Raw genomic sequence first — 14,263 nt, 5'->3', positions numbered from 1 at the left:
ATATTGCAAAACTCGAATTTTGAAATATTGTCGATTAGCAGTAAAGAAGCACGCCTGCCCTACATGCAGTATCGCGAGGCTCCCGGCTAGGGGTTTAGCGAGCAAAAATGCGATCCGGCACTAGTACTTTTTCCGGTGTCCATGATCTATTGTAAATGCGAAATCCGCCGTCGCGGCGTCAGGCTTCCAGTGTTCAAAAAGGGGTCCTTTTCTAGACCGACTTTTTGACCGACCTTTATTTTACCTTCAATTTTCCTTTTGCCATCTTGGGCAGCCCAAAAACGGCAAGTACCATTTTTGGACGAATCAAGTCTGATCTTGTTGACACCGCGGATTATCCGAGTTGTAGACGAAAAGAAATTGTGCGGTATGCTTTTGCTTATCTTCGCGTCAGTACCGAGGAGCAAACCGTGCAGAACCAAAGGCTTGCTCTTGAAAGGTGGGCCGCGTCCCATGACTTCCAAATTCTTGACTTTTTTGAAGATTCGGCAACGAGCGGAAAGATACCCGCTTCGCAGCGCAGAGGGTTTGTCGAGTTAATGGATCTGGTAAGGTCTGCATCCGTCGACGCGGTGCTGGTGTATGAACTATCTCGCGTCGGCAGGACCTTCTGGGATACCCTGGAGGCTATCAAGGCGATAGAGGAGTATTCTCCTTTGATTTCTTGTTCTCCTAGAGAGTCCTTCCTTCAGACTACTGAGCCCAGCATAAGAAAACTGATGATCGGAATTCTGACCTGGGTTGCGGAAAGGGAAAGAGAAATGCTGGTCCAGCGAACCAAGGATGGGATGGAAAGGGCAAGAGTCGCGGGCAAGAATCTGGGTAGACCAAGAAAGATGCTGGACAAGGACCGCCTGATAAGCATGCTTGCAGAGAACAGGCCAAAGTCGAATATTGCAAAAATTATGGGTGTATCGAAGGCCACGCTTTACAAGGAACTGCGCCAAATTTCTGCTCATACTAGGTAGGTTCACTCTATCCCTATCTTGTCAACTTCGGAGACAATTCGTTCGGCGGCGTCGATTACTTGGCCTATTTTGCTCCTCGGCATCGCAAGCGGCGGGATAATCAACAGGTTGTTGCCAAGCGGCCTCAGGAATACGCCCAGCTCCAAGCCTCTTTTCATGACATAGTAACCGAGCAGATTTCCGTCTTTCAGCCGGGGCACTGATCGGCGATTCCTACCAAGCTCCACCGCAGCTAACATTCCCTTGTGACGGATATCCGAAACTATGTTGAACCTGTCAAATTCTTGCAACCTTAAGCCAATATACGAGGCGTTAGTCCTGATTCTGCCTATCAGGTCACGTTTCTCGTACTGCTCAATGTTTGCCAGAGCCGCCGCGCAGCCAACGGCATGCCCCGTAAATGTATGTCCATGGTACAGCTGCTTCCCCTCTGAGTAGTCACCCAGAAACGCTTGGAAAACCTTTTCCGTCGTCATTGTAACAGCCAGTGGGAAGTAGCCACCGGTAAGCGCTTTTCCAAAGCAGGCTATGTCCGGCGGCGACTCCTGCTCAACATATTCGGCCATATTTCCGAGCCTTCCAAAGCCCGTAGCTATCTCGTCAAGAATCAAGAGTACGTTATGCTGCTTACACAGCTTGGCTATTTGTTCCTGATACCCTCGGGGATAAATGATAGCGCCCCCCGCTATCTGGGCGCCGCTCTCCATCACGATCGCTGCTATTCTTTCAGCACTTTTTGCAAGAGCGTTTTCCGCCGCCTCCAGCGCTCGGGTCATTGCCATCTCTTTTTTCGAGCTGCTTCCCGGACAAGAGGGCGTCGGAAGCTGCCTAGCCGGTCGAAGAATTGGCCTGTATGCCCCAAAGAACTGTTCGATATATCCGACGGACATTGCGCCTGCTGTGTCGCCATGGTATCCGTGCCTTAGTGAGACAAATCGCGTTTTATGGCTGTATCCAAGATTCTTCCAGTATTGTAGAGCCATCTTGAGCGATGCCTCAATTGCAGAGGACCCGTTGTCGGTGTAGAAGGATCGCTTCATTCCTCTGGCGATACCAGTCAGGGTCCTGGACAGTCTCGCTGCCGACTCGCTGCCGAGACCAAAAAGTGTGGAGTGCGGAATTTTACCTATTTGACGGATCATTGCCTGTGTCACAGCGTTTTGACCGTGTCCCCATACATTGCACCACATGTTAGCGATCCCATCGAGGTAGGCTCTGCCGTCTGTGTCCACAAGTTCAAACGCCCTGCCTGAAGATATTGTCTTCAAACGCCCGCGGTCGGCCATCCAGTCTCTCATTTGGGTATAGGGATGCCAAACAAATTCTCGATCGACACTTTGGTAGTCCAATTCGGTTAAATTTCCCTACAAAAGTCAGTTATAATAGCTGATGCAGGGAGTCTTTATCACCGGGACTAGCACGGGTGTGGGAAAGACCGTGGTCACTGCCGGATTGACTTTGCTCTTGGCACGCAAAGGGCTTGACGTTGTGGCCTGCAAGCCGTTTGCCTCGTCTGACCGTCCTTTCTCCAAGCGCTTTAACTCTGAAGATACGGCGCTGCTTGCAAAAGCATCTGGCTCGGCAGAAACCGACCGGGTGCTAAATCCGTCCTACTATCCCCTCGGCGCCTCACCATACATGGCATCAAGGGTGCTAGGAATGAAGGCACCTAGTCTTGAAATCGTATGCAAATCAACCTTAGCTCTGGCTGCAAAACATGACTTTGCGGTAGTCGAGGGAATCGGGGGAATAATGGTTCCAATCACTCGCCGAAAGACGTTGGCCGATTTCGTGAAGCGGCTGGGATTGCCTGTAATAATCGTGACCACGCCCTTTCTCGGTTCTCTCAACCACACATTGCTTACGATTATGGCATGCCGTGCATATCACATCAAAATCCTAGGAATAGTAGTAAATATGATGCCCTTGAGACCCTCCATTGTAGAACGAGAGGCCCCCCGATGTATCGAGGAACTAAGCGGTATTGAAGTTATTGCAACTTTGCAAAAAAAGCACAGACTCGACCTCGCGGAGGTGGCAAACTCGCTGCAAAAGTCCGTAAAGCCGGGGTTTCTACCCGTGGACCAGCTTTAGCCCTGAAACGCCTTTTTCATCAAGGAATGCCATTATATCGATTATTATTCTGGAGAATCGATGGTGGCCAGGGTATATCGAATAGGTTCTGAATCCATCGGTTCTTTTGGGATGGTTCTCAACGTACCAGATATTCTCCGCGACTGGCTGTATTTTTGCGGCGAGGCGAGCGGTTTCTTTGCTTTGGGGCTCGTGGCTCCTCAAAACTTGAATTATTAACGCCTTGTCCGGGCTCTTTCTGAGAACCTTAGCCGAAGGAATTACGATATCGACGTCAACTCCCTCAACAGAAATCTTTCTCTCAGAAGGTATTGAAAGCGCCGTCAACAAGAAATGAAGCAGCCCCTCACAGATATCTTCGCTCAGCGCGTCTACGCCTTCAGCATCCATTCGAGCAAGACATTCTTCGATTATTCTTGAAATGTACTTGTCAGAAAGTCTGAAATCCATCACGAGGTCTGACCTAATAGTGTCTTTTCCTATCCTGTCGATCGCAGAGTAGAGCAGAGTCTTGGCGTCCATTGGGGGGCACACTATCAAGGCGGGTACGTTTATTAATTCTGTTCGAGCTTGAGCAGATTGATGTCCAGTACGCAGGTTGCACTTGGGCTGTTGCTTGCATCCCTTGCGCTTTTGATAATCTATGGAGCAGACGTTATGGTGGCGTCATCCAAATCAAGTTCGGGTGCACCGAGCGACTCAGGCTTTTTGCCATTCAACGTAGCTATTCGTGGCGGGGTCTTTGGCGGAGGAGCAGTAATTATGTCAATTATCGGGTTCGTAATAAGCAGAAGGAAGCCATCAACTCCTGTCGCGGTCCTCCTTATTGTCAATGGCGGAATTATCACTGCAGGAATGGTGGGCTTGATCGCGCAGGGCGCACTAAGTAAGGCCGGCGCTGCAGGGACCGTCGGCTCGACGGTCTTGCTCGGCGGAATCTTGATCGGTCTTGGGATCTGGAAATCCGTAGCAGACAAGCGAGTTCTGGCCCGCAGTCAACAGGCCTCGAAGTAGCATTGCTATAGCAAAAACTAATGCAAACCGAGCATATTTCTTGGATCCTTTACGATGTTGCAAATCATGCTCGGGTGAAATGTACTAGCTCTGATGAAAGGTCGATTTGAATTTGTCATTCTAATTGCAAAAAGGCGAGAACTGTGTGGCATAACGTTTTATAAAATTCGCCAGATTAGTTGGTTGGATGAAAGCAGTTATTCTCGCTGGTGGCTATGGCAAGCGACTGAAGCCTCTCACCGATGAGAGGCCAAAGCCAATGATTGAAGTAAGAAATGCTCCAATAATTGAATGGCAGATCAGGTGGCTAAAGAGTTTTGGAGTTTCTGAGATTATAATATGCGTCGGATACATGAAGGAACGCATTATCGAATACATAGGCAGCGGTAACAAGCTGGGAGTAAAAGTTGGATACGCAGTGGAAGACGACCCTTTGGGTACAGGAGGCGCATTAAAGAACGCACAAAGTCTGCTGTCCGGGCAGAGTGGCTTTTTCCTTGTGAACGGAGACATCTTGACCGAGCTGGACCCGAACAAGCTTCATGATGGCCCATCACAAGGAATAGCGCTTGTCCAACTGAGAAGTCCTTTCGGCGTGGTCGAGGTGGACGGTCAAGAACGCGTTACGGGATTTGTGGAAAAGCCTCAGATACCTGACAGGTGGATAAATGCAGGCGTATACTACTTCACTCAAAAAGTCTTTGACTACCTTCCAGACAGCGGGAATATTGAGGTCACGGCCCTACCCGCACTCGCAAAGAACGGAGAATTGCGGGCGGTAAAGTATGATCATATCTTTTGGAGGTCGATTGACTCGCACAAGGACATAGAGGAAGCTTCAAGAGAGCTCCCTTCTGCCAAGATAGCATGACCGGTACAAGAATAGGCTACAGCCTTGGCCCGCTGCTATCCGCTTCGGACTTGCTGAAATGCGCGATGATGGCTGATAGCGCAAACGCGGATTCCATATGGGTGCCCGAATCCTGGGGGCGAGAATCATTCGGCACTCTAGGAGCGCTCAGTCAGGTCACCAAAGCCGTCAAGCTGGGTACCTCTATCATGAGTATCTACTCCAGGACTCCCGCAACTGTGGCTATGGGCGCAGTTACCATCGACTCTATGTCTAGCGGAAGAATGGTCATCGGGCTGGGAGCGAGCACTGCTGAAATAGTCGAAGGCTGGCACGGAATATCATTTGAAAAGCCCCTGGAGAGGATGCGAGAATATATTCTGTGCCTGCGGAAAATGCTTTCCGGGGAAAAAGTTAACCACGATGGCACATTTTTTAAAATCCGCAATTTCCGAATTCTTGAAAAGCCAGTCCGGCCGACAATCCCGATATACGTCGCGGCTATAAACACCCGAATGGTCTCGCTTGCCTCTGAACTTGCAGACGGGGTCTTATTTTATCTGAGACCGGTCCATGAACTGGCCTCGGCTGTTGAAAAAGTCAGGTCTCTTCGAAAAAATGATGACTTTGAAATTGCTCTGTCGATAATATGCGCCGCGTCCGATACACGTCCTGATGAAGCACGTCGGAGGGCGAGAAAGACGCTGGCCTTCTATGTCGGTGCCGGCAGGTATTACAGCAAGTTCCTGGCAGAGACAGGATACAGAGCCGAAGTTGAGGCCATACAGAATGCCTTTACAGTTTCGGGCAGCGATGCAGCTGCAAAACATGTGCCTGACAAAATGCTGGATTCACTGGCAGTATCCGGGAGCTTTGAGCAATGCAGAGAACAACTGAACTGCCTTGCGCAGACTGGAATAACAAGGGCCATACTGCAGGTAAATCCTATAGATGACGCAGAAAGTTCATTTAGGGAACTCATCGACTGTTTTGGGTGGCGCGCGTAGCGGTTGTCGCGTCTGCGACTTCTGCTTTTGTAAAGCAATCGGACCAGTCAGTAGCGGAACTGGCCGCAGGCCCCTGTGCGGAGATCCTTCGGTCAAACCCCGTGCTTAGAGAACTCGTAGACTGCGTATTGGTCTCTAGCTGCTCGAACGAGCAGTACTTGGGTCCAGTAGTGTCGGAGATGCTTGGAATTCAGCCAAAATTGGCTCAGCGCATAGATAACCTCTGCAATTCAGGTACCAACTCGATTGCAACTGGCTTTTCCCTCATCGCCTCGGGACTCTGCAGTGCTGTCTTGGTTACGGGGGCGGAGAAAAGGGAAAGCACCGGCTACAGATTGACTTCAGACATTACGCGCGGGTCATACTTTCTTCCAGTCCATTGGGCGGCCCTATTCGCAAAATCGTACATGAGGAAATACCAACTTGCCGAAGAAAAGCTGGCGATGGTCCCAGTTCTCAACCGAAAGAATTCTGCCAAGAATCCAAAGGCGCTTTTCCCAAGTGAGGTCACAGTAGACCAGGTAATGAATTCGAGAAAGATTGTTGAACCGCTCAAGCTCTTAGAATGCTCTTCAGCATGCGATGGCGCCTCGGCAGTCATGCTCTTGTCTGAAAAACTTGCACGGCAGGTACCTTCAACTCCCGTATGGATTTCTGGAATAGGACAGAGGACGAATTCGGCCAGTCTTGCGGGGTCTACACCTGAACTCTCTCGGATAGATTCTGCCATTCACGCTGGCCGTGATGCGTTTGAAATGGCGGGGTTAAGGCCTTCAGACGTGGATGTTGCCGAGCTGCACGACGCGTTCTCGATTCTTGAAATAATGGCGCTTGAGGACCTGGGCCTTGCTGTGGCAGGAAAGGGGAGCCGGTTTCTTGAGACCGGCGACACAGTGTTGAACCCACGCGGTGGCATCCTAGGCTGTGGCCATCCTGTAGGGGCAACAGGTATAGCTCAGGTCGCCGAGATTTTTTCACAACTCTCTCATAAGGCTGGTGAAAGGCAGGTCTCATCAACATTAAAGTGCGGTCTGGTCCACAACCTAGCAGCCGCAGGCTCTTCGGCGACCGTTATGATTATGAGTGCTAATTAGCGACTTGACAAGCGCCGAGTTTTTGAAATTAGTTGCGTCGGGCAAATTGTGTGCCAGCTACTGCGAGTCATGCTCGAAGTTCAGCTGGCCCGTGTCCCAATTCTGCAAGACTTGCTCCCGCATGACCAAACTCAAGCCCTATCGTCGCAAGGTCGGAAAAATAATTGAACTGTCAGAAAGTAAACTGGGAAGCAGAGCCGATGCCTTTGGTCTGGTTGAAATTGGAGAGTTGCGACTTGTCGGATCGATAGCAGATCCTGCGATAGCAAAGGTGGGCTCTCCTGTGAGGCTGGTCTCGTGCGGCGTGATTGACGGGATGCCTTACTACAAGTTCAGTTGCATACCGAATAATACTTGACGTTAATATAGTCAAGGAGCATGTCAGGTATTGATGAGCTACGACAGGTTCGTCGACGAACGGCTGCTGACAACGCGTGACGCATTGAATAGGTTTCAGATTAAGGTCAAGATGCTCGAGATAGACGAAAATGCTCGCGATTTTTCGCAGCGATTCGGCAGACGAGTTCTGGTCAAAAAGGTCTTGCTTACGATAAAACATACCAAAACAGAAGAGGTTGAAGAGAAAGAGCTTGATGTAGAACAGGTCGAGTCGCGCATGAAAAAGGAACGGCTTTTTAGCTCATCAAATAGGTGGATATCTTCCTCCGAGATAAAGAATGGCTATATCGTTGCGAGCCGCCATCTTGATCTGCTCGCCGATGCAATAGCGCTTGACATCATCGAAATATAGAATATTTCAATACTCGAGTTTTGAAATATCGTGACAAGGCTGCAGGCCTGAAATCCGTCAGGCGATCCGGCGTCTCGTCCAAACTCGAACTGTTTCGTACCAGAATGCCCCTGCTCCAGCGACGGCAAATGCGACTGCGTAGACGTCTAGGTGCTCCAAATTGAACGCTATATAAGCCAGGAGCATGGTTGTGAAAAAAGCTGCAAAAAAAGTCAACCGAGGAAAGGTAAAGCCGCCGAGATTTACAAATGCCTGGAGTACCCCGACTTGAACCTTTTGCGCAACAAAGTATCTCCCGTATTCGTCCTGTCCGACCAGCGACAGCCCGAGTAGCTTTTCGATATGGTACGTAGCTACGCTAGGAGATGAGAAACCGAGGTCTCGCTGCAGCTCCCTTACGCCGATTGGCTCCTTCCTCTTTATCATGTACGAGTAAACCATTAGTGTTTTGCCGCGAAGGATGTCTTCTAGCTGCCCTCTCTTCTCGTTAGAATCTGCGCTATCTGCATTCTTTGTCATCTGTAGAACCTGGCTGGAGAATTGCAATGGATTTGACCGCAGATTACAGTATAAAGCTATCGTAACTTGGTCGCGAACAGAAAATGGTTATTGAAGTAAAAGTATGGCGCCGCTGATCAGACTCGAACTGATGACCCACTGGTTAACAGCCAGTTGAGCTTCAAAGCACATGTCGCGCTACGAATTTGCTCTACCATGCTGAGCTACAGCGGCGCAACCATTAGCAAAGTCAAGCACAAAATAAATCTTTCTTGAAGGCTAGATGCAAATGGTAGAAATATCTACCCGCGCTGCATTCCATCTTCGCGCGCGTAGACATATAGGCCGTCAAGGAAGACCCGCTGGTCCTTGTCTTTTATCTTTGTAGAGAGTTCTATGTTCGCGGCTGTCTGCGAGACATCTTCCAGGCTCGGACCCTGAACTAGAATGTCCTCACCTGCGACCGTAACCTTGGTGCCCTCTCCCACAATGGTAGAAACCCGAGGTGAACGCTCGCCGAAAAAGTTCTCGACGAGAACCTGGCCGTCCTTTACTTTTACCGAAATAGGAAAGTGAGCAAAGATGACCTTGAGTTTGTATGTAAAGCCCTTTTCCGCACCTTTTATCATGCTTCTAATTATGCTGGCTCCGGTGTTTGTGACTGCAAGGTCCTTTTTGCGCTTGCCATGCGGCTTTATCACCACCTTGTTTCCGTCAATCGAGATTGTCGCAGGCAGTTTCGTAAAGTCTTTCTTCACGGTGCCGGCCTTTCCCTTTGCAACAATGGTGTTTCGCTCCTGTGTAACTTTTACAGAATCGGGGATTTCAACCTCCCCGACGATCGCTTCTTCAGTAGACGTAGCCAACAAGAACGCCTCCCAGATTTTGGGACTGAGCCTCGTGGTGAGACATTATCCCCCTGCTAGTAGAAACCAGTAGTAATCCCATGCTGTATGCAGGCAGAAATTGCCTTTCCCAGTTGAAGTACTGATCTTTCTTAACCGAAAAATGCGGTGTAATTATGCCGCATTTGTTAATCTTGGCCAGCAACTGGATCTTGAATTTGCCTGCCCTCCCGTCGTCTACCTGCTCGAATTCCCCGATATACCGGTGCTTCTGCATTACCCGGAGGATTTCACTTGCAAACCTTGAAGCGGGAAGTACGACACACTCTTTCTTTCGCCGGGACTCGTTGTTATAAATTGTAGTGAAAAGGTTCGATATGACATTTAACGCTGGCATCTAACCACACCCTCTCATTCGTACTTGACGAATCCTAGACTCGCGGCCACTTCTCTAAAGCACTGCCTGCAAAGCATCAAGTTGTATTTTTGAATCATTCCGTTGAATGCGCCGCACCTGCGACACCATCTGGTACCCTTGCCGTGAGCAAGTTTCTTCCTTCCCGTCTCTTCATAACCTCTAGGTTTTGGCATTATTCAATCTCCGCTCCAAACTGCTGCCTGAAAAAGTCCATTGCTTCTTCCCTATTTATCCTGTGGCTTTTTCCGATCTTGGCGCTCTTTCTGCTTTTTCGTGCGATGCGATAACCTGGTCTTACAAGAACGGCGCTGACATCCATTCCAAAGATGCCGATTTCGGGATTATATTTGGTGCCGGGTATGTCGATGTGCTCGTGTATTCCAACCGAGATGTTGCCAAAGTTGTCGAATGAACTGGCCTTCAGAGTATTGCGCTTGGCCGCAACGATGCGTTTGAGAAAGTCATTGGCGGGATCCCTTCTGAGCGTTACCATCGCGCCAATCGGCTCACCTTTGTGAATTCCAAAATCTCTGACGGACTTTTTGGCGCCTCTTACGGCCGGCTGATGACCCGTAAGTTCAAGGAGTGCTTTTTTTGCCTTTTCAATAGGGTCGCCGGATTTTCCCACGCCGATGTTTATTACAACCTTATCTACGCGAATGCGTTTCATGTCGGTCGAGCCGATTTGTTCTGTTTGTGCTTGTTCACTCATTTAATTAGTTCACCCTAATTATGGGCTTTTCCGCGCCCACCGCCATTACCATTTCCACGGGTAGCTCGACGGACCTCTGCTCGAATGTGACCAAGGCCCTCTTTGGAAGAGAAAATATGCCGTCCCTGATGTCTTCGACCTTGCCTATCTTGCCGGCGTTTTCACCTGTAATGATAAGTACTGTGCATCCCTTCTCGAACTTTAAATGATCCTTAATTTCGGCCTGCGGCAGCTCAATTAGGCAAGTATCGCCAACTCGAAGAACCTTGTCTGATATCTTTGTCTTGCCGTCATGGAATCCGTATTGTATCTTTTTACCGCGTACTGAGGTCTTGCTGGTGACCTTGGATAGTTTCACGGTCTTTTCCGACTCGTCAATAGAAACAGGCACCAATAGCGTAGAGTCTTTTGGCACCATTCTGTAAGTTTGCCCTGTTGAGAGTTCAATAGTGTCCATTAGCCCAACGGCGAAGTTGGGTGACCTCCTAACAATATTGTCGACTTTGACCTTGCCGGCTACCAGTATGCGCTGCGCCTCAAGCATCGTTGCAGCTACGCCAAGAACGTCGCGGAGGACCATGCCCAGCGGGTAGGATAGCCGCTTTGGGTGAGGCCCCGGTTTAACGCTTACTACGAACTGGCTCTCTTTTCTTCTAATATTCCAAAAGACAGGCGCCAACTGCCTCTTCATCCTCGAGTCTCCTCCTCTTTTGCCCATTTCTATTGAGACCGCTCCTCTGATTGGCTGGACTGCTCGCTCGTGCCCGATTTCCTCTGCAAGCGTGCCGTTCTGAACTTGTCGTCGAGCTTGAGCGAGGTGATCATGACGTTTGACGCGTGAATTGGCACCTTGACAGTGCCGCCACGAATTTTTTCTCTTTTTACTCCCTCGATATACAAGCTCCCTGATTTTGTGATTACTTCTTCCACTTTACCTTCAACACCTTTGTATTCTCCACGCAAAACGCGTACCGAATCGCCCTGGACCACACGCGTCCCTCTTCGCCCGTACTGTTGCCTGAGTGCATCATCTAGCGTGGCGCCTATCCGTTTATCTCTCTGGTGTTTTGGCACGTGGATAAGTTTTGGGTTTACTTTAGCCATCATGAATCTCCTCTAAATGATCATCCCAGCAAGGTTTGCTATTCTTGGCCACTTCTCCGCTGCCTCTGATGCCACCGGGCCCTTAATGTCTGTCCCCTTGATTTCGCCCTCGGGCGTTACCAGGACAGCCGCATTATCTTCAAACACAACCCTTACACCATTCGGCCTCCTAATGGGATACTTTTGTCTGACAATCACCGCGCCGAAAATCTGCTTTCGAAGCTCGGCAGGGCCTTTCTTAACGGTTACGGTGACAAAGTCTCCGACTGCCGCTGAGGGCTGCCTTGAATGGCGGCCCTTGTATCGAGTAACTTGGGCTATCCTGAGAATCTTGGCCCCTGTATTGTCGGCACACACCAAATTAGCCGTAACAGGGAGAGCCCGAGTGATATATGGCCTAAATTCCTCGACGCCTTTCGCCGAGACTGCCCTAGACTTAGTTCCCGCCGCCATCCTTGGTACTTACCTCCACCACGACGAAGGAAACGGTTTTTGACAGCGGACGGCACTCTGCAACGACCACTTCCTCACCTTCTTTGACTTCGATGCATTCAGGCAGGTATGCATGCACTTTTGATCTGCTCCTCTCATACCTCTTGTACTTGGGTACGGGGCGCGGATACTCCCTGGATACGACTATCATCTTCTTTGCCTTGGCACTAGCCACTATTCCGCGAATAAGCTTTCCTCGGACTGAAAGGTTCCCATGGAATGGGCAAATTTCGTCCTCACAAGTTTTGCGCGGCGAAACGACAGATACTCCAATATTTCTAACCAATTGTCATCAATCTACCAATTTCAATTCGTTCGTGAAACTCTTTCTTCAGGTCTCCCTATCAAAGATGAACCACTTATAAAGCAACCGCCAAATTCGTTCTTTAGGTAAAATTTCTTCACAGCCTCCTTGACGATTTTCTTAATGCCGCTGTCTGTTCGAATGTGAACCATGTTCCTGGTCTCGAGAACTACCTGGCCACTCGTACCCACTAGCGCACGACAACCCGAGTCACAAACAGTTAGTCTTGAGCCCACGATCTCGTGAGCTAACGGTGAGACAAGTTCTATCTCTGAGATATTGCTCACTTGGTCGCGACCTTCCTTTCATTAATAATGGTCATCATTCGAGCAATATCCCTTCGTACCCAACGCACATCGCCGCTTGATTTTTTCAGCGTTCCCTTTGTCTTCTCTGCCCTCAATTTCGCAAGATCTGTCTGAAGCTCCAGCAGCTTGTCTGCCAGGTCGGTATCATTCATTTCGCGTAATGTCTTGACTTTAAGCCGAGCCATCCGCACTCCCTCCCTGATTCGAAGCAGTAGTCTGGTCAGTTTGTGGCAAAGATGGATTCTGCCCGTCTGTCGCTTGCGACAATGGGCCAGAAGTTGTCCCAGATGCATCCTTGTATTCAAACTCTTGAGGAACGCTTGATTTAGACGCGATTCTGAGCTGGATTCCCATAAGTCCCATCTTGGTAAGAACGTGTGTGATCCCGAGGCGGACAATTTTACCTGCAACATCGCCGCTCTTTGGAACGACTCCAAGCGTGTGTTTTTCAAAATGAGCGCGCTCCGTGCGAAGCTTGCCGGAAATAGTCACCTCTACTCCCAGTGCACCCGCGCTCATGATGGTGTTCATGGACCACATTGAGGCTCTTCTAAATGCAGTGCCGCGCTCGATTAACTGCGCGATCCTGTTGCACATTATCTGAGGATTGAGCTCAGGCGTAGTCACTTCCATTACAGAAATCTGCGGGTTCTGGAGCCCGAACTTTTGCTCGAGTCTTGCCATGAGATCTTTAATGCCGGTGCCTTTCCTGCCGATTACCAGTCCGGGTCTGGTAACAAAGACAGTCAGCTTTGCACCGACCGGCGTTTTCTGCACCTCGACTCCCGCGTAACCTGCGTCTTTCAGCTGTTCGGTGAGGAACTCGTTGAGTTCCATATTTCGAAAGCTATTTTTCAGCACGTTCTTTACAGCGCTCATTCTTCAACCCTCGCCTCTTGAGCTACCAGCTCCACGTGGACTAGTGTATCGATTTTCGGGCTTGACCGACCCATTGCTCTCGGGGTAAATCTTTCGAGTTTAGTACCCTTGTGGACTACTGCACTTATTATGCGTAGCCTGTCGAGATCCATGCCCTTGTACTCTGCGTTCGATTCGAGATTATCAAGCAATCGAAGGAACTCATTGGCTGCCTTCTTTGGATACCTGCCGGAAGAAAAGCCGTCACGAATGTTGGTTCTGTGGGCAACCTCGTTGTTGTAGCGCCTGTACGGAACGGCGATTTTTCGAGAAACGACATTTTCGAGAAATTCGCGGGCCTTCTCGATTGACATGCCCTTGATAGCAACGGCTATTTCGCGCGAGTGTTTATGCGATATCGACTTTTCTCTCAGCGAAGCTCGGACGTGTCGAGCCTTGTCAAAATTCTGAAATGCGTATTTGAATTCAGGCATCTAAATCACTTCAATGGGACGTAGAGGCTAGACCTTGAAGCACCTACTCCTGGTGCGCCGTGCTGGACTCTCTTGTTTGTAATCGCATACTCGCCAAGGTAATGGCCTATCATTTCTGCCCTAATTGCAACTTGAACAAATTCCTTCCCGTTGTGAACATGAATCGTTAATCCCACCATGTCGGGGAGAATTATCATGTCTCTGACATGTGTGCGCAGCTTGCCCTTTAGCTTGCCTTCGCGTGCAAGCTTGACTTTTTCCCTGAGTTTCCGCTTGTCGTCGTTCATGTAATAGCTGACGCGCTTATCAAGAGAACGCCTCTGCCGGGCATTAAGGAGCGGCAAAACCGTTTCAATTGATAGAGATTGGAGCTGCTCTGGAGTATAACCTTTGAACTTGAACTCTCGAACCAATCAGATCAACTCTCCCGCGACGCACCTACTACTTTTAAA

Annotated in this window: 23 protein-coding genes and 1 tRNA gene; 8 read left to right on the top strand and 16 right to left on the bottom strand. The window is 49.6% G+C overall.

Annotated elements, in window-relative coordinates; translation table 11 throughout:
• Window positions 1–266 precede the first annotated feature (266 nt).
• Window positions 267–968 carry a recombinase family protein gene (locus ABI361_01770; protein MEO9319378.1) on the top strand — a complete coding sequence of 234 codons (702 nt, stop codon included), beginning with the start codon at window positions 267–269 and terminating at the stop codon, window positions 966–968.
• A 2-nt stretch (window positions 969–970) separates the two neighbouring features.
• Here ABI361_01770 and bioA read toward each other — a convergent pair whose 3' ends face one another.
• Window positions 971–2,317 (bottom strand): adenosylmethionine--8-amino-7-oxononanoate transaminase, encoded by a 1,347-nt coding sequence (bioA, locus tag ABI361_01765; GenBank protein MEO9319377.1) that lies wholly within the window; start codon window positions 2,315–2,317, stop codon window positions 971–973.
• Between the two features lie 40 nt (window positions 2,318–2,357).
• Between bioA and bioD the strand changes: the two genes are divergently transcribed.
• Entirely contained in the window at window positions 2,358–3,062 is a 705-nt protein-coding gene (bioD, locus tag ABI361_01760; GenBank protein MEO9319376.1) for a dethiobiotin synthase, read from the top strand.
• Here bioD and ABI361_01755 read toward each other — a convergent pair.
• Window positions 3,042–3,584: a hypothetical protein gene (locus tag ABI361_01755; GenBank protein ID MEO9319375.1), complete on the bottom strand. Its 543-nt coding sequence runs from the start codon at window positions 3,582–3,584 to the stop codon at window positions 3,042–3,044. The two genes, bioD and ABI361_01755, sit on opposite strands and share 21 nt — an antisense overlap.
• Before the next feature lie 60 nt (window positions 3,585–3,644).
• Between ABI361_01755 and ABI361_01750 the strand changes: the two genes are divergently transcribed.
• The 6 genes from ABI361_01750 (at window position 3,645) to ABI361_01725 (ending at window position 7,778) form a co-directional block, all read left to right on the top strand.
• Entirely contained in the window at window positions 3,645–4,076 is a 432-nt protein-coding gene (locus tag ABI361_01750) for a hypothetical protein (protein ID MEO9319374.1), read from the top strand.
• A 187-nt stretch (window positions 4,077–4,263) separates the two neighbouring features.
• On the top strand, window positions 4,264–4,947 hold the full coding sequence (locus ABI361_01745; protein MEO9319373.1) for a nucleotidyltransferase family protein: 684 nt from the start codon (window positions 4,264–4,266) through the stop codon (window positions 4,945–4,947).
• Entirely contained in the window at window positions 4,944–5,933 is a 990-nt protein-coding gene (locus ABI361_01740; protein ID MEO9319372.1) for an LLM class flavin-dependent oxidoreductase, read from the top strand. The genes ABI361_01745 and ABI361_01740 overlap by 4 nt, the downstream gene beginning before the upstream one ends.
• The gene (locus ABI361_01735; GenBank protein MEO9319371.1) at window positions 5,921–7,027 is read left to right on the top strand and encodes a thiolase family protein; all 1,107 of its coding nucleotides are present in this window, start codon (window positions 5,921–5,923) and stop codon (window positions 7,025–7,027) included. Before ABI361_01740 ends, ABI361_01735 begins: the two co-directional genes overlap by 13 nt.
• 121 nt (window positions 7,028–7,148) lie before the next feature.
• Window positions 7,149–7,385 carry a hypothetical protein gene (locus ABI361_01730; GenBank protein MEO9319370.1) on the top strand — a complete coding sequence of 79 codons (237 nt, stop codon included), beginning with the start codon at window positions 7,149–7,151 and terminating at the stop codon, window positions 7,383–7,385.
• 33 nt (window positions 7,386–7,418) lie between these two features.
• Window positions 7,419–7,778, top strand: a complete 360-nt coding sequence (locus ABI361_01725; GenBank protein MEO9319369.1) for a hypothetical protein — start codon at window positions 7,419–7,421, stop codon at window positions 7,776–7,778.
• A gap of 57 nt (window positions 7,779–7,835) precedes the next feature.
• Here the strand turns inward: ABI361_01725 and ABI361_01720 are convergent, their stop codons facing one another.
• The 14 genes from ABI361_01720 to ABI361_01655 all read right to left on the bottom strand — a co-directional run bounded on the left by ABI361_01720 (window position 7,836) and on the right by ABI361_01655 (window position 14,224).
• Window positions 7,836–8,297, bottom strand: coding sequence for a hypothetical protein (locus ABI361_01720; protein MEO9319368.1), 462 nt, complete (start codon window positions 8,295–8,297; stop codon window positions 7,836–7,838).
• A gap of 104 nt (window positions 8,298–8,401) precedes the next feature.
• Window positions 8,402–8,510: transfer RNA gene (locus ABI361_01715), tRNA-Asn, on the bottom strand.
• A 68-nt stretch (window positions 8,511–8,578) separates the two neighbouring features.
• Complete coding sequence (locus ABI361_01710) at window positions 8,579–9,142, bottom strand: 50S ribosomal protein L6 (protein ID MEO9319367.1); 564 nt, start codon at window positions 9,140–9,142, stop codon at window positions 8,579–8,581.
• Window positions 9,126–9,518, bottom strand: a complete 393-nt coding sequence (locus tag ABI361_01705; protein MEO9319366.1) for a 30S ribosomal protein S8 — start codon at window positions 9,516–9,518, stop codon at window positions 9,126–9,128. The genes ABI361_01710 and ABI361_01705 overlap by 17 nt, the downstream gene beginning before the upstream one ends.
• 14 nt (window positions 9,519–9,532) lie before the next feature.
• Window positions 9,533–9,712 (bottom strand): 30S ribosomal protein S14, encoded by a 180-nt coding sequence (locus ABI361_01700; protein MEO9319365.1) that lies wholly within the window; start codon window positions 9,710–9,712, stop codon window positions 9,533–9,535.
• Window positions 9,712–10,251 carry a 50S ribosomal protein L5 gene (locus tag ABI361_01695; GenBank protein MEO9319364.1) on the bottom strand — a complete coding sequence of 180 codons (540 nt, stop codon included), beginning with the start codon at window positions 10,249–10,251 and terminating at the stop codon, window positions 9,712–9,714. Before ABI361_01695 ends, ABI361_01700 begins: the two co-directional genes overlap by 1 nt.
• 4 nt (window positions 10,252–10,255) lie before the next feature.
• Window positions 10,256–10,969, bottom strand: a complete 714-nt coding sequence (locus tag ABI361_01690) for a S4 domain-containing protein (GenBank protein ID MEO9319363.1) — start codon at window positions 10,967–10,969, stop codon at window positions 10,256–10,258.
• A 2-nt stretch (window positions 10,970–10,971) separates the two neighbouring features.
• Complete coding sequence (gene rplX / locus ABI361_01685; protein MEO9319362.1) at window positions 10,972–11,355, bottom strand: 50S ribosomal protein L24; 384 nt, start codon at window positions 11,353–11,355, stop codon at window positions 10,972–10,974.
• A gap of 12 nt (window positions 11,356–11,367) precedes the next feature.
• Complete coding sequence (locus tag ABI361_01680) at window positions 11,368–11,808, bottom strand: 50S ribosomal protein L14 (protein ID MEO9319361.1); 441 nt, start codon at window positions 11,806–11,808, stop codon at window positions 11,368–11,370.
• Window positions 11,792–12,133: a 30S ribosomal protein S17 gene (locus ABI361_01675; GenBank protein MEO9319360.1), complete on the bottom strand. Its 342-nt coding sequence runs from the start codon at window positions 12,131–12,133 to the stop codon at window positions 11,792–11,794. Before ABI361_01675 ends, ABI361_01680 begins: the two co-directional genes overlap by 17 nt.
• 301 nt (window positions 12,134–12,434) lie before the next feature.
• Window positions 12,435–12,644 carry a 50S ribosomal protein L29 gene (gene rpmC, locus ABI361_01670; GenBank protein MEO9319359.1) on the bottom strand — a complete coding sequence of 70 codons (210 nt, stop codon included), beginning with the start codon at window positions 12,642–12,644 and terminating at the stop codon, window positions 12,435–12,437.
• A complete protein-coding gene (locus ABI361_01665; protein MEO9319358.1) occupies window positions 12,631–13,338 on the bottom strand; it encodes a 30S ribosomal protein S3 in 708 nt (235 codons plus the stop codon). The genes rpmC and ABI361_01665 overlap by 14 nt, the downstream gene beginning before the upstream one ends.
• A complete protein-coding gene (locus tag ABI361_01660) occupies window positions 13,335–13,811 on the bottom strand; it encodes a 50S ribosomal protein L22 (GenBank protein ID MEO9319357.1) in 477 nt (158 codons plus the stop codon). Before ABI361_01660 ends, ABI361_01665 begins: the two co-directional genes overlap by 4 nt.
• A 5-nt stretch (window positions 13,812–13,816) precedes the next feature.
• Entirely contained in the window at window positions 13,817–14,224 is a 408-nt protein-coding gene (locus ABI361_01655) for a 30S ribosomal protein S19 (protein ID MEO9319356.1), read from the bottom strand.
• Window positions 14,225–14,263: the final 39 nt, after the last annotated feature.

Source organism: Nitrososphaera sp. (genome assembly GCA_039938515.1).
GTDB lineage: Archaea > Thermoproteota > Nitrososphaeria > Nitrososphaerales > Nitrososphaeraceae > Nitrososphaera.
Note: the sequence above shows the minus strand (reverse complement) of the source record. Positions and strands in the feature narration are given on the sequence as shown.

What these genes read in the sequence shown, in the direction of transcription:
- bioD (MEO9319376.1), top strand. Translation starts at nt 2,358, where the DNA reads ATGCAGGGAGTCTTTATCACCGGGACTAGCACGGGTGTGGGAAAGACC.
- ABI361_01755 (MEO9319375.1), bottom strand. Translation starts at nt 3,584, where the DNA reads ATGGACGCCAAGACTCTGCTCTACTCTGCGATCGACAGGATAGGAAAA.
- ABI361_01750 (MEO9319374.1), top strand. Translation starts at nt 3,645, where the DNA reads ATGTCCAGTACGCAGGTTGCACTTGGGCTGTTGCTTGCATCCCTTGCG.
- ABI361_01745 (MEO9319373.1), top strand. Translation starts at nt 4,264, where the DNA reads ATGAAAGCAGTTATTCTCGCTGGTGGCTATGGCAAGCGACTGAAGCCT.
- ABI361_01740 (MEO9319372.1), top strand. Translation starts at nt 4,944, where the DNA reads ATGACCGGTACAAGAATAGGCTACAGCCTTGGCCCGCTGCTATCCGCT.
- ABI361_01730 (MEO9319370.1), top strand. Translation starts at nt 7,149, where the DNA reads ATGACCAAACTCAAGCCCTATCGTCGCAAGGTCGGAAAAATAATTGAA.
- ABI361_01725 (MEO9319369.1), top strand. Translation starts at nt 7,419, where the DNA reads ATGAGCTACGACAGGTTCGTCGACGAACGGCTGCTGACAACGCGTGAC.
- ABI361_01720 (MEO9319368.1), bottom strand. Translation starts at nt 8,297, where the DNA reads ATGACAAAGAATGCAGATAGCGCAGATTCTAACGAGAAGAGAGGGCAG.
- ABI361_01705 (MEO9319366.1), bottom strand. Translation starts at nt 9,518, where the DNA reads ATGCCAGCGTTAAATGTCATATCGAACCTTTTCACTACAATTTATAAC.
- ABI361_01700 (MEO9319365.1), bottom strand. Translation starts at nt 9,712, where the DNA reads ATGCCAAAACCTAGAGGTTATGAAGAGACGGGAAGGAAGAAACTTGCT.
- ABI361_01695 (MEO9319364.1), bottom strand. Translation starts at nt 10,251, where the DNA reads ATGAGTGAACAAGCACAAACAGAACAAATCGGCTCGACCGACATGAAA.
- ABI361_01690 (MEO9319363.1), bottom strand. Translation starts at nt 10,969, where the DNA reads ATGGGCAAAAGAGGAGGAGACTCGAGGATGAAGAGGCAGTTGGCGCCT.
- rplX (MEO9319362.1), bottom strand. Translation starts at nt 11,355, where the DNA reads ATGGCTAAAGTAAACCCAAAACTTATCCACGTGCCAAAACACCAGAGA.
- ABI361_01680 (MEO9319361.1), bottom strand. Translation starts at nt 11,808, where the DNA reads ATGGCGGCGGGAACTAAGTCTAGGGCAGTCTCGGCGAAAGGCGTCGAG.
- rpmC (MEO9319359.1), bottom strand. Translation starts at nt 12,644, where the DNA reads ATGGCTCGGCTTAAAGTCAAGACATTACGCGAAATGAATGATACCGAC.
- ABI361_01665 (MEO9319358.1), bottom strand. Translation starts at nt 13,338, where the DNA reads ATGAGCGCTGTAAAGAACGTGCTGAAAAATAGCTTTCGAAATATGGAA.
- ABI361_01660 (MEO9319357.1), bottom strand. Translation starts at nt 13,811, where the DNA reads ATGCCTGAATTCAAATACGCATTTCAGAATTTTGACAAGGCTCGACAC.